The organism is Bernardetia sp. Wsw4-3y2 (genome assembly GCF_037126295.1).
GTDB lineage: Bacteria > Bacteroidota > Bacteroidia > Cytophagales > Bernardetiaceae > Bernardetia.
Map to the genome: position 1 here is coordinate 1,884,551 of NZ_CP147017.1, position 12,052 is coordinate 1,896,602.

General features: G+C 31.1%; 12 protein-coding genes and 8 tRNA genes. 16 read left to right on the forward strand and 4 right to left on the reverse strand.

Going from position 1 to position 12,052, the window contains the following annotated elements:
- The first annotated feature begins 132 nt into the window (after positions 1–132).
- The gene (locus V9L05_RS07455; protein WP_338814976.1) at positions 133–588 is read left to right on the forward strand and encodes a hypothetical protein; all 456 of its coding nucleotides are present in this window, start codon (positions 133–135) and stop codon (positions 586–588) included.
- Here the strand turns inward: V9L05_RS07455 and V9L05_RS07460 are convergent.
- Positions 585–2,114: a TIGR00341 family protein gene (locus V9L05_RS07460; RefSeq protein WP_338814977.1), complete on the reverse strand. Its 1,530-nt coding sequence runs from the start codon at positions 2,112–2,114 to the stop codon at positions 585–587. The genes V9L05_RS07455 and V9L05_RS07460 overlap by 4 nt on opposite strands.
- Before the next feature lie 261 nt (positions 2,115–2,375).
- Here V9L05_RS07460 and V9L05_RS07465 point away from each other — a divergent pair, with 261 nt between their 5' ends.
- The 15 genes from V9L05_RS07465 to V9L05_RS07535 all read left to right on the forward strand — a co-directional run bounded on the left by V9L05_RS07465 (position 2,376) and on the right by V9L05_RS07535 (position 10,429).
- Entirely contained in the window at positions 2,376–3,002 is a 627-nt protein-coding gene (locus V9L05_RS07465) for a hypothetical protein (RefSeq protein WP_338814978.1), read from the forward strand.
- Between the two features lie 149 nt (positions 3,003–3,151).
- Positions 3,152–3,730 carry an AraC family transcriptional regulator gene (locus V9L05_RS07470; protein WP_338814979.1) on the forward strand — a complete coding sequence of 193 codons (579 nt, stop codon included), beginning with the start codon at positions 3,152–3,154 and terminating at the stop codon, positions 3,728–3,730.
- Positions 3,731–3,837: 107 nt separating this feature from the next.
- The gene (locus V9L05_RS07475; protein WP_338814980.1) at positions 3,838–4,302 is read left to right on the forward strand and encodes a DUF305 domain-containing protein; all 465 of its coding nucleotides are present in this window, start codon (positions 3,838–3,840) and stop codon (positions 4,300–4,302) included.
- A 72-nt stretch (positions 4,303–4,374) separates the two neighbouring features.
- A complete protein-coding gene (locus V9L05_RS07480; protein WP_338814981.1) occupies positions 4,375–4,695 on the forward strand; it encodes a four-helix bundle copper-binding protein in 321 nt (106 codons plus the stop codon).
- A 77-nt stretch (positions 4,696–4,772) separates the two neighbouring features.
- A complete protein-coding gene (locus V9L05_RS07485) occupies positions 4,773–7,334 on the forward strand; it encodes a multicopper oxidase domain-containing protein (RefSeq protein ID WP_338814982.1) in 2,562 nt (853 codons plus the stop codon).
- 41 nt (positions 7,335–7,375) lie between these two features.
- A complete protein-coding gene (locus tag V9L05_RS07490) occupies positions 7,376–8,170 on the forward strand; it encodes a heavy metal-associated domain-containing protein (protein WP_338814983.1) in 795 nt (264 codons plus the stop codon).
- Positions 8,171–8,319: 149 nt separating this feature from the next.
- Positions 8,320–8,393, forward strand: a tRNA-Ile gene (locus V9L05_RS07495).
- 6 nt (positions 8,394–8,399) lie between these two features.
- A tRNA-Glu gene (locus V9L05_RS07500) sits at positions 8,400–8,472 on the forward strand.
- A 133-nt stretch (positions 8,473–8,605) separates the two neighbouring features.
- Positions 8,606–8,677: transfer RNA gene (locus tag V9L05_RS07505), tRNA-Asn, on the forward strand.
- A 14-nt stretch (positions 8,678–8,691) separates the two neighbouring features.
- A tRNA-Gln gene (locus tag V9L05_RS07510) sits at positions 8,692–8,763 on the forward strand.
- Between the two features lie 6 nt (positions 8,764–8,769).
- Positions 8,770–8,840, forward strand: a tRNA-Trp gene (locus V9L05_RS07515).
- Between the two features lie 8 nt (positions 8,841–8,848).
- Positions 8,849–8,943: transfer RNA gene (locus V9L05_RS07520), tRNA-Phe, on the forward strand.
- Between the two features lie 6 nt (positions 8,944–8,949).
- A tRNA-Pro gene (locus V9L05_RS07525) sits at positions 8,950–9,021 on the forward strand.
- Positions 9,022–9,107: 86 nt separating this feature from the next.
- A tRNA-Leu gene (locus V9L05_RS07530) sits at positions 9,108–9,181 on the forward strand.
- Positions 9,182–9,307: 126 nt separating this feature from the next.
- Complete coding sequence (locus V9L05_RS07535) at positions 9,308–10,429, forward strand: site-specific integrase (protein ID WP_338814984.1); 1,122 nt, start codon at positions 9,308–9,310, stop codon at positions 10,427–10,429.
- A gap of 94 nt (positions 10,430–10,523) precedes the next feature.
- Here V9L05_RS07535 and V9L05_RS07540 read toward each other — a convergent pair whose 3' ends face one another.
- The 3 genes from V9L05_RS07540 to V9L05_RS07550 are packed head-to-tail and all read right to left on the reverse strand — an operon-like array spanning position 10,524 to position 11,740.
- Complete coding sequence (locus tag V9L05_RS07540) at positions 10,524–10,781, reverse strand: hypothetical protein (RefSeq protein WP_338814985.1); 258 nt, start codon at positions 10,779–10,781, stop codon at positions 10,524–10,526.
- A gap of 24 nt (positions 10,782–10,805) precedes the next feature.
- Positions 10,806–11,252 (reverse strand): hypothetical protein, encoded by a 447-nt coding sequence (locus V9L05_RS07545; RefSeq protein ID WP_338814986.1) that lies wholly within the window; start codon positions 11,250–11,252, stop codon positions 10,806–10,808.
- A 5-nt stretch (positions 11,253–11,257) separates the two neighbouring features.
- Entirely contained in the window at positions 11,258–11,740 is a 483-nt protein-coding gene (locus V9L05_RS07550) for a hypothetical protein (protein ID WP_338814987.1), read from the reverse strand.
- Between the last annotated feature and the right edge of the window lie 312 nt (positions 11,741–12,052).

Sequence of the window (12,052 nt, forward strand, 5' to 3'; positions counted from 1 at the left end):
AGTAATTAAAGTTAAAGAAATAACTATTTTTACAAACTTTCATTTTTTTTTGAAAGAAGTGAAACTTCTATATCTTCTCTTCGTTTAGTAAAACTATAAAACAATTTAAAATTAATCTCAAATAGTATAATTATGGTCTCTCCTTACAAAAAACCTTTATTACGAATAGACTTAGTTATTCAATTATTTTTTTTAGTAATTCTTTTTGGTGGCTATGGACTGACTTTTTTGGGTTCGCAAATCTCTGCTTTATCAGAATTTAGTTTTGCTTTTCTTTTTCCTGTTTTAGCTTTAGCAGTTTTGGGTTTGACAAATCCAATAATGAATATTTTGCATTTAATTTTGGGAAACTATTCTGATGAAACTCATGCACTTCGTAAAAATTACACCTTTGCTATTCTAGCCTATTTAGCTATTGGTATTTTAGGATATTTAGTTGCCCTTACTTTTAATATGATGTGGTTACTGGGTGTTGTGGGTTATTTTTATATCTATGGAGTTAGTCATTTTTTTGCGATTGGCTATGTTTATATTACTATTTTAGAAAATAGGACTCAAAAAATAGTTGAGAGAAGATTGTATTATTAATAATTGATAATTCCAATTTTCTTGTCTTTGAGTTTTACATTAATAAAATTCTTCAAACGGTCTTCATATTTTTTGCGTGTATATTTATTTCTTGCTGGTTCGCCTTCCCATTTTACCAATAACATAAATGCCAAAGAATCATTTTTAAAATCAGTTTGTCTTACTCTAGCCACACCAATTTCTTTCAGTTCTGGATAGATAGCTTTGAGTTCGTTTTTTATAGTTTCAAAAGGTAATGTATCTCCTCTCGCATATAAAAGCTCTTGTTTTAGGTCTTCTATTTCTTTGTCTTTTCCTGTTATGATTTCATCTTTTTGTTTATAAGTTCCCATTTCTTCTCTAAATTTTATCTCAATATAACGCTTTGCATTGTTCATCACAGTACGTTCGACACGAGTTTCAGAATCGGCAGGTTCTTCTGACTGAACAAGTTCAATATGAATGCTATCTTCTGCATCAAAACCTGTAAGTTTCCAAGAAGTTTTTACTTCATCATTAAATGTTTTTTCTAGGCTAAGCAAAGAATCATAATTGATATAACTTCCTGCTCCAAAACTAATCACACGAAGCCTATAAATATTGGTAGAATCTAGTTTTACTTTCCATTGTACCGAATTCAAATCATAATTTGGATTTATATTCTGAGTAATAAAAGTAGCAATACGCTGATTACGGAAGTTTTCTGTCAGTTTTCTGAATAAAAACATCACACTCGGAATAAGTAAGATTGTCAGAACAACATACGCTGTAAGCCTTGCTCGCCTTGCCAAAACAGGATTTAAAACCTCCACATACGGAAACTTCAAAAAACGCACAATCATGTAGGTAGAAAGACTAATAAAGACAGCATTAATGAAAAACAAATAAAATGCTCCTGCAAAAACATCCCATTTTCCTGTTGCTAATCCAAAACCTGCAGTACACAAAGGAGGCATTAAAGCAGTTGCAATTGCCACCCCTGGTATGGCATTGGTTTTTTCTGTGCGAGAGCCTGCAATAATACCCGCCAAACCACCAAAAAAGGCAACCAAAACATCTAATAAATTAGGTTCTGTACGAGAAAGCATTTGGTCTGTCAGAAGTCCTAGAGGAGTAATTTTGAAATAAACAACACTTGTTACTAAAGTCAGAATAATGGCACTCAAAAAATTTCGAACCGATTTTATTAGTGTTTCTCTATCATTAATTGCAGCACCCAAACCAATTCCCAAGATAGGCGACATCAAGGGAGAGATAAGCATCGCTCCAATAATAACAGCAGCTGAATCCAAATCAAGACCAATAGAGGCAATCATGACCGAACAAATCAACACCCAAAGGTTTGAACCTTCCAAAACAACACCTGATTTAATGCTCTTTACTGTTCCAACATAATCTGTGTCAGAAGCCAAGTGAGTCAGACGAAAGAAAAAATCTTTAATAAAGTTCCACGAATCACGAAAACCATGTTGCCATTCAGGATAACCATGATTTATACTTTCTGAATCGTAATCACTTTTAGGAGTAGAATTTTGTTCTTCATTCATAATAAAATAACTTACTAATTTATAAATCGTTGTGTTATAATGAGTTCTTGCTATTTTGAGATTCTAAAATACTATTTTCTAATTAAGAACCGAAATTTAGTTGGTTTTTAGGCTTCTAACAAGTATTATTTTTCTAATAAAGATTTTTTCTGTTTTTTTGAGAACATAAATTTGAATAATCTCAGAAAAAACAATTATTTTTATTTTCTGATGATTCATTTTTTGCCTTTTCGTTATTTCATTTTTTAAACTATTTCAATTATGCGCCATTTTTTTGTTTTTCTATTTCTATTCTTGAGTTTCACTACTACTACGAAAGCTCACTTTTTATCTGAATACTCTTCTAGTTCTTATTCTGAAAAACCTAAATCAACTGTAAAGAAACATAATTCTGCTACAGAAAAAACAGTAAACACTGAAAAGCAGACTTATAAGCCAAACTCAAAAATAAAGAAAAAACAGCAACGCAAAATAGCCAAAACACAAAAAAAGCAATTGAGAAAAACAGTTTGGAAAGCTCTTAAAGAACAACGCAAAATAAATAAAGCAAATAAACAAGTAGGAATCAAAAATACAAAACCAAAAATACATTGGGCTGCTTATTTGTCTTTTTTTGCCACTTTACTTGCTTTAGGTATTTTTGTAGCAGCTTTTTTCTTTGCAACTATGTATGCTATTTTTAGTTTTTTAGTCCCTTTTGCAATAGGGTTATTAGTTGTTTCTCTTATTGCAAGTATTATTGGTATTTCAGTTGTGGCAAGTAATGATACAACACTTTATCATAAATCACACACCATTACTTTAGCATTAATTGGAGGTATTTTGGCTTTTTTATCGCTTCTTGCTATTGGTTTTCTTATACTTGCTCTTTCTGCGCTTAGTTTTTAGAATAAAAACATTTATAGTACTGAGAGTGTATATCTAATTTAAGTTGTAGATTATAAGTAGTTCAGATTTCTTAGTCTGAATGAAGATATTTTTCACACAAAAAGCTCTCTTTTACTTCTTTCCTATAGATTACTTTTTTTAGAAAAAGAATGAACAAATTTGTCTTAGATATAGAAAATATGGTTTGCCCACGTTGTGTATTGGCAGTAGAAAATCTATGTCAAGAGCTAAATATTGATTTTGAAAAAGTAGAGTTAGGTAAAATTTACCTTATTGAAAACACAGAAATTTCAGCAGAAAAACAAGAAAAATTAAAACAAGAATTACAAAAAATAGGATTACGATTGATAGAGTCAGATAAAAAAAGCCTTATCAACTCTATCAAAACAGCTATCATTAATCAAATTCATTATTCAGAAAAACCATTAAATATCAATTTCTCTGAATATCTTTCTCAAAAACTGTATCACGAATATTCGTATTTGAGTCGTCTTTTTTCTACCTCTGAAAATATGACCATAGAAAAATATATTGTGTTACAAAAAATAGAAAAAGCCAAAGAACTTTTATCTCTCAAAAAGTATAGAATAAATGAAATAGCGAGCTTTTTATATTATAAAAATACCTCTCATTTTTCTACACAATTCAAGCAAGTAACAGGACAAACTCCTTCTTATTATCAAAAAAATATTTCAGAGAAACGTAAAACAATAGATGCTTTACAATAATAAGTCAAAATAGTATAAATTTTTGTCAAAATTCTGAAAAACTGATTGGCTTTAGTAGCGTTTAATAAAGTAGAAACCAATTATTCTACTTTTTAAACTTCATTTTTATGCAAAAGCACTCTTCTTCTTACCAACCTTATATCAAATTTGCTTTGATGCTAACTGTTTCATTTGTCATTATGTATGGCGTAATGTTTTTGAATGTGGCAGAACTGAATCATATTTACCTAAGCAATACTCGTTTGTATATGACTTTGCTGATGGTTTCTCCAATGGCAATTTTGAAACTGTTTTTTATGAGTGACATGTACAAAGACAAAAAACTCAATATTGGAATTGTCTTTTTGAGTGTTTATATTTTCATAACAGCCTTGCTTTTTTTGAGAACTCAAACCTTTATTTCTGATGAGCAATATATGAAAGCTATGATTCCTCATCATTCTTCAGCTATTTTAGTTAGTGAAAATGCTACTTTCAAAAATTCAGAAGTAAAAGAGCTTTCAGTAGAAATTATAAAGGCACAGGAAAAAGAAATTGCCGAAATGAAAAAACTGCTTGAAGTAGTAGAATAATTTTCACTAAAAAAAATAAAATCCCCTTTACGATTTTTTAATCTAAATTTTTAAACCTAAAACCCCAAAATTATGAATAATTCAAAATTTCAATCGTGTATAGAAGCCTGCCAACAATGTCTTATCGATTGCCAAAGTTGTTTGTATCAAATGGCAACCAAAGAAAGTATGAATGACTGTCCTCGCTGTTGCATAGAATGTGTTGATTCGTGTCAAGTTGCTATTAAAGCAATGATAAACGATAGCAAATGGGCAAAAGACTATTGTAAAATCTGTGCAGAAATTTGTGAATGGTGTGCCGAACAATGTGGAGAACACAATCACGAACATTGTAAAAAATGTGCAGAATCGTGTCGCAAATGTGCCGAAGAATGTCGTAAAATGGCAGCTTAATTTTTAGTTCCCAAACCCTAAGGGTCTTCAGAGTCCCTTAGGGTTTTTTCCACCATTTTTTAAACTAAAAAACAATTATGAAAAATCAAATACTACTATTTTTATTTCTTACTTTTCTTTTTACTCAAAATGCAGAAGCACAGCACGAACATTCTCAACATTCAAATCATTCTACCAAAAAAAAGGATAGTAAAATTCAAAACAAAACAGTCATTTATCATCTCAATGTAAATGATACTGTTATGGAAATTGCAGGAAAAAAAGCTAAAATGCTTACTACAAACGGACAAATTCCTGCGCCTACTTTAGAATTTGTAGAAGGAGACACTGCACTTATTTATGTCAAAAATAATACAAAAGGAACAACTTCTTTTCATTGGCATGGATTAATTTTACCTAATCAATATGATGGAGTTCCACTCTTGACAACCGAACTTATAAAAGCAGGAGAAACGCATATTTTCAAATTTCCAATTATTCAAAACGGAACATATTGGTATCATTCTCACACCATGTATCAAGAACAAAAAGGATTGTATGGAGGAATTTCTATTGCGCCCAAAGAACCTATAAAAACGAAGGAAAAAGTAATTGTTCTTTCAGATTTTACAGACCAAAATCCACATAATGTAATTCGCCTTTTAAAGCGTCATACGGATTGGTATGCCATCAAAAGAAATGCTATTCAGAGTTATGGAAAAGCGATTGCAACAGGAAATTTGGCTGCAAAAGCGTGGTTAGAATGGAAAAGAATGCCTGATATGGATTTAGCAGATGTATATTATGATGCTTTTTTGGCAAATGGAAAAATAAAAGAAGAAGTAGAAAATCTCAAAGCAGGAGAAACGATTCGTCTTAGAATAATAAATGGTTCGGCTTCTTCACATTTTTGGCTGCATTACGCAGGTGGCAAAATGAAAATTGTGGCTGCCGATGGAATTGATGTTGAGCCTACCCTAGTAGATAAATTACTCATTGCAACGGCTGAAACCTATGATATTGAAGTTACAATTCCTCAAAATGCTGATTCTGATACAAAAAAATATGAATTTCGTGCTACTTCTTGGGATAGATACAAATATACTTCGGTTTGGTTAGGCGACAAAAATGCAACTCAAAAAGCTGCAACTGATTTACCACCATTAGATTATTTTGCTTTGGTAAACGAAATGAAAGATATGATGAAAATGATGCCCAAAATGAAGATGGGTAAAGCTCCCAAAAACAGAATGGAAAATGGATTTTATGAAAATGGAAAAGCTCCTACCAATCACGATATTTTGATGGAAGATATGAATAGAATGGGAATGCAAATGGGACATGGGAATGAGGAAATGGAACATGGAGGAATGAAAATGAATAACGAAAGTGAGAAAATGAATCATGACAAGATGAACCATAATGAAATGAAGCATGATAAAATGGAAATGGACACTTCAAAAATGAATCATCAAAATCATGACGGAATGAATCATGACAACATGAAAATGCAAGAAGGAAAAATTCATGAGGCAGAAAAAGAAGGAATGATGATGAGCAAAGATGACCCTAAAGCAAATATGATGAAATCTATACTCAAACCAATTGGTGTAATGATGACAGGTTACAAACAACTCAAAGAACAGAATCCTGACGAAACTATTTTTGATTATACAATGCTAAAATCTCCAAATTCTACCAAAATAAGTGAACAAAATGAAGAAAAACCTGTCAGAATTGTTCATTTGTATTTAGGAGGAAATATGTTGCGTTATGTCTGGATGATAAATAATACGCCACTTTCAGAAGCTGATAAAATAAAAATAACGAAAGGTGAAACGGTTCGTTTTGTGATGCACAATACAACCATGATGAGCCATCCAATGCACTTGCACGGACATTTTTTTAGAATTATAAATGGACAAGGCGATTTTGCTCCTCTCAAACATACTGTCAATGTTGCTCCTATGGAAACGACAATTATAGAATTTGATGCAATTGAGGAAAAAGATTGGTTTTTTCATTGTCATTTGTTGTATCACATGATGTCTGGAATGGCTAGAGTAGTAAATTATCAAAATACTACACCAATGATTACTACAAAAGCAGGTTATAGACGTTTTGCTAGAGAAGATAAAAAATGGTATGCAATGGCAAACCTAACAGGACAAACAAACGGACTTTGGGCAGATGCAAGTATTTTTAATTTCAGAAATGAAATAAGTATAGAAGGAAATACAAATTATACCGAAGAGTTTGAAGTAGAAGCAAAAGCAATGCATTATTTTGGAGCAAAACAATTTTTTACGGCTTATCTAGGGACAGAAATTGAACAAGAAGAAATTAACAGAACAAGCGACGATCAACCTATTACAGATGCAAAAATGAAAGGCTTAGTTGGTATTCGATATTTTTTACCGATGCACGTATGGTCAGATTTTAGAGCCGATAACGAAGGAAATTTTCAAGTAGAACTAGAACGAGAAGATTTTCCTCTTACTAAACGTTGGAGAGCAAATGCAAGTGTAGAGTATCTTATCAATCAAGATGAATTTAGATATACAATAGGAACGAGTTATATCTTAGGACAATATTTTGCGCTTTCTGCTAATTATGACAACCGTTATAAATGGGGAGCAGGTTTGCAGATTATGTATTAAATAATTTATTAAAGCCCTTTGGGTCTAAACACAAAACCACTATGAATACTTTAGAAAAAACTCAAATAAAACAATATAATATTACAGGAATGACCTGTAAAGGCTGCGAAGCAAAAGTAAAAAAAACATTAGAAGCATTTACAGAAATAGAAAAAGCAGATATTAGTGTAGAAAATTCTGATGGGAAAATTTATTTTGAAGAAGATGTTTCTATAAATGTTTTACAAGAAAAACTCTCTGAAATAGGAAATTATACCATTATAGAAAAAGAAAATTTACCAAGTCAGAATGAAATCGTTTATGAAGAAATAGAAAAAAAAGATGCTAGTAATGTTGAAGAATTAGATTTACCAAACAAATCATTTTCTACTTACAAACCTCTCTTCTTGATTGTTGCTTTTATTTTGGGAACAAGTATTTTGGTTCAATATCCGTTTACTGATTTTTCAGGAATGCTTTTAATGCGTCATTTTATGGCTGGATTCTTTATTGTCTTTGCATTTTTCAAGCTCCTTAACTTGGAAGGTTTTGCAAACTCTTACCAAATGTATGACATCGTAGCAGCAAAATGGAAAGGATGGGGATTGATTTATCCGTTTGTCGAACTTACTTTAGGTATTGCTTATTTAATCAATATTTTTCCTTTCTATGTCAATCTAATTACAATTTTTGTTTTGGGAATTAGTAGTATTGGTGTTATAAAAAGTAATTTGGATAAGAAAAAAATCAAATGTGCTTGTTTGGGAGATGTTTTTAATTTGCCAATGAGTACCGTTACGATTATTGAAGATTTATCAATGGTAGCAATGGCTGTAGTGATGCTTTTTGTGGTTTAAAATTGAAGAGAACTACGAAATCCATTTTATTCAAATTAGTTATACAATAATTAAACACCTTATTAGCAAAGCCTAGTAAGGTGTTTTTTTGGAATTTTTAAACTGTCAGGAACTATAAAAACTCAATAGTGGTTTTACTAGCATACCACAAGATTATAGCTCAGTCGGTTAGAGTGTTTGTCTGATAAGCAGAAGGTCATAGGTTCGAATCCTATTAATCTTACAATTTGCTCCATTAGTGTAATTGGTTATCACATATCTCTTTCTAAGATATAAAAAGAGTTCGAATCTCTTATGGAGTACAAAAAAAGGGAACTTTGTAGATATGGCAATCTGCACCAGACTGTAAATCTGGAGTTGTGAAACTTTCTAGGTTCGAAATAAGTATTCAGCGAAGCTAATCCTAGCGTTCCCACAAAAAAAAATAAAATAAAAGAGAGTGTAGCTCAGTGGTAGAGCAATTGACTGTTAATCAATTGGTCGTAGGTTCGAAACCTACCATTCTCGCAAAAAATAACTATTGCCTTGTGGTGTAATTGGTAACACATCAGATTTTGAGTCTGATTTTTCAAGTTCGAATCTTGACGAGGTAACAAACTACGTTCTTATCATAGTGGTAATGTTTCGGTCTCCAAAACCGAAAAGAGAGGTTCGATTCCTCTAGAACGTGCAAAAAATGGAGAAGTAACCCAGACAGGTAGAGTGACAGACTAAAAATCTGTTGGGCATTGGTTCGAAATAAGTATTCAGCGAAGCTAATCCAATCTTTTCCACAACATATAGCAGGATAACGGTGGTAGTTTACTTCATTTGGAATGAAGAGGTCGCAAGTTCGAATCTTGCCTGTTATACTAAACTAATTTGGTCTTATTTGAAATCTTCATTCAATGGAGTGAGAAAATCTTTAGGGTAAGAAGAGTTAGTTTTTTAATTAAATAGCGATATGACAGAACTGGCATACGTATTAGTTTTAGAAACTAAGTTTTAAGGGTTCGAATCCCTTTATCGCTACAAAATAGGTTTTTAAGTATTATAGAACTATATTTAGTATTATTATCGCCAAATCATTGCCAACTACTATTATTACTTAACTCATTGGTATTTCTAATAACCTTTGATTTGTACAAAAACCTAGGAATGGATAAAAACGAAAAATACCCTTATAAAGCTGCTCAATTTGTCAATGCAAAAAAACCGTATATAGATTTCGGGGCCTGGGATATAGACAAACAAAAAATTGTCAGAAAAAGAATCTATAAAAATGCTAGTGAAGACTTAGCCAAACAGATAAATACGGATTTAGAAAACGGCTTGCGTATTCTTACAAGTAATGATAAATTGCTTATAGAAAAGGAAAAAAAGAGACGGTCTGAAACAGCTATAAATGCTTTTGAACTTGCTTTTAATAATGCAAAACCACGACTTCGAAAAAGGTCAATAAGTAGTTATAGAAGTCATAAAAAATACTTCTGTCTGTTCCTATATCAAAACTATAAAGAACTCAATATAAGAAGTCTACAACAAATCCATGTCAAAGAGTTTTTGAATGATTTGCAACGAACCAAAAAAGTCAGCAACATTACTAGAAACGCATATGCTTCAACTATATCTATCCTTTTATCTGAACTAAAGGAACTAGGTTATATAGATAGTAATGTTATGGAAAATTTCAAAAAATTAAAGGTTCAAAAAACAATGGCTCATAAATTCTATAATTCAGATCAGAAAAAAATAATAAAGGATATAATAAGCAAAGAAAACCCTAATTTATGGCTAGTATGTCAAATTATATTCTACACTTTTGTTAGACCTCAAGAAATAAGATTTTTAAAAGTTGGCTATATAGAAAAAGAAACTAACAAGTTATATATACCTGCTGAAATATCAAAAAATGGAAAAAGTGAAAGAGTAGATATACCTAACTATTTGATGCATGCTTTTATAGAAAGTGGTTTTTTGTCCTATCATTCAGATTGTTATCTGTTTGGAATAGATGGCATTCCTTCAAATAAATCAACAAAAGAAGGTCAATTCACAAAGGAATATAAAATAATAAAGGATAGATTAAAACTTTCAGATAAATACACTTTATACAGTTGGAAACATACGGGAGCTATAGCAGCATATAAAAATGGAGTGGATATACTGGAAATTAGCCAACAATGTAGGCATCATGATTTAGACCAAACTAGAACCTATTTGAGAGGTTTAGGAGTTTATTCAAGTGAAAAAATAAAAAATAATTTTCCTGAGCTTTAAAATTTAGACACAAAAAAAGCATAGAGTTTTTACTCTACACTTAATTTATTTATCAGACTATGGCAAGTCCAAAAAAACCGTCTTACATATTTTTCTAGTCCTCAAAAGAATCATCAGAGTAACTAGTCTCTTGGAGTAATATCCATTCTGTTTTTTCGCCTACTACTTTGATAGCTGCATAAAGTTTAAGGCTAAAACCTTCTTCTTTTTTCTTTAATGCACGTTCACGAGTCTCAAAATATTTTTGTGCTGGTTCTGCATCCATAAACTGTTTTCTTACGCCTCCACCTGTTACTCGGTAAATATTAAAACCGTTCATTTTATCGCTTGTTGTTGTTGCTTTTTTAGCCATTTTTCTATTGAAATTATTGATTGTTTAAAAATATAAATTGTCGTTTCTGTCGTTGTCTCTGTCGTCTAATTCGTCTAAAATTTCTTGTACTTCTGTAATTTCTACACCTAATACCTCATCTACTTTTTGTTCTGCTAAATATTTAATTCTTTCTAAGAAATAAACTAAATGAAGTTTGAATTTAGATTTGTAATTTTCTTTGTCTTCTTCTGTTTTTAACGTATCACTAAATAATACTAAGTTTTGAGCGTATTCTACGTATTCTGTTATTTCTCCTAATGATGCAAATAGTTCTTTACCTTCGTTTGAAATTTCGCTTCTTTTATATTCGGTATTTCCTACAGTTGCAATGCAATCATTATATTTCTTTCTACATTTATCATCACACGTTTTTTTGTCTGACCTTGATTTTCTTGGTAGAATCTGTCCACATGCTAAACACTTCCTTTCTTTGATTACTTCTTTTCCCATTGAGATTATTTTTTAGCTACTACTATTATTACGGTTGCTGTACCTGCCAAAATTCCAAAACCAATTAAACCTGTTTGCATATTTGTAAGACCTTTTATCCATTGCTTTTGAGGTGTTGCAGATTCATTTGATTGTTGTTGTGATACTAAAGTGTTTACACTCGTTTGTGGTGTATAAACTGGAGCTTTCTGTACTACTGGAGTATTTATGCTTGTTTGTGGTGTATAAACTGGTGTTGTTACAGTTGGTGTAGTAATAGTATTACTTACTGGTGTTTTTGGCTTATCCTTAAAATAATTATCAATTTCCTTTTGTGCTTCATCTGAAAAACTTGGAGGGTTGCCTTGTCCTACTATTGGATTATCTTGGAAATGATTATTTATTTCTTCTTGTGTTCTAGGTGTGAAAACTGGTTTATTGTCATCTGCTCCTATTAACGCATCAAAATTGCCTAAACCTGTAATTTCTCTATTTGGTTTAAATTGCATTCTCTTTAAAATTTTCTATTGTATTCTTATTAAATCATATACAAATATACGGCTTTCTGTACTGGAAAGATGTGTTTTTCAATCTTTTGTTCACACTTACCAAATGTCAATAATTAACAATTATATCAAATAAAACTCCTGATAGGCATAAATACAGTTTTTTGAAGTTGCAAATTTTCACACTTAGCAAAAAAAGGAACAGATAGGGTAAGATGGTTTTTGATTAACTTTTATAATAGTTCAGATTTGAAGTAAGTAATTTTACAAAAATGTACTACTTCAAAAACTGTTATTTTTACAAATCCTTATTCA

Coding starts and splice junctions, on each gene's coding strand:
- V9L05_RS07455 (WP_338814976.1), top strand. CDS start 133: ATGGTCTCTCCTTACAAAAAACCTTTATTACGAATAGACTTAGTTATT.
- V9L05_RS07460 (WP_338814977.1), bottom strand. CDS start 2,114: ATGAATGAAGAACAAAATTCTACTCCTAAAAGTGATTACGATTCAGAA.
- V9L05_RS07465 (WP_338814978.1), top strand. CDS start 2,376: ATGCGCCATTTTTTTGTTTTTCTATTTCTATTCTTGAGTTTCACTACT.
- V9L05_RS07470 (WP_338814979.1), top strand. CDS start 3,152: ATGAACAAATTTGTCTTAGATATAGAAAATATGGTTTGCCCACGTTGT.
- V9L05_RS07475 (WP_338814980.1), top strand. CDS start 3,838: ATGCAAAAGCACTCTTCTTCTTACCAACCTTATATCAAATTTGCTTTG.
- V9L05_RS07480 (WP_338814981.1), top strand. CDS start 4,375: ATGAATAATTCAAAATTTCAATCGTGTATAGAAGCCTGCCAACAATGT.
- V9L05_RS07485 (WP_338814982.1), top strand. CDS start 4,773: ATGAAAAATCAAATACTACTATTTTTATTTCTTACTTTTCTTTTTACT.
- V9L05_RS07490 (WP_338814983.1), top strand. CDS start 7,376: ATGAATACTTTAGAAAAAACTCAAATAAAACAATATAATATTACAGGA.
- V9L05_RS07535 (WP_338814984.1), top strand. CDS start 9,308: ATGGATAAAAACGAAAAATACCCTTATAAAGCTGCTCAATTTGTCAAT.
- V9L05_RS07540 (WP_338814985.1), bottom strand. CDS start 10,781: ATGGCTAAAAAAGCAACAACAACAAGCGATAAAATGAACGGTTTTAAT.
- V9L05_RS07545 (WP_338814986.1), bottom strand. CDS start 11,252: ATGGGAAAAGAAGTAATCAAAGAAAGGAAGTGTTTAGCATGTGGACAG.
- V9L05_RS07550 (WP_338814987.1), bottom strand. CDS start 11,740: ATGCAATTTAAACCAAATAGAGAAATTACAGGTTTAGGCAATTTTGAT.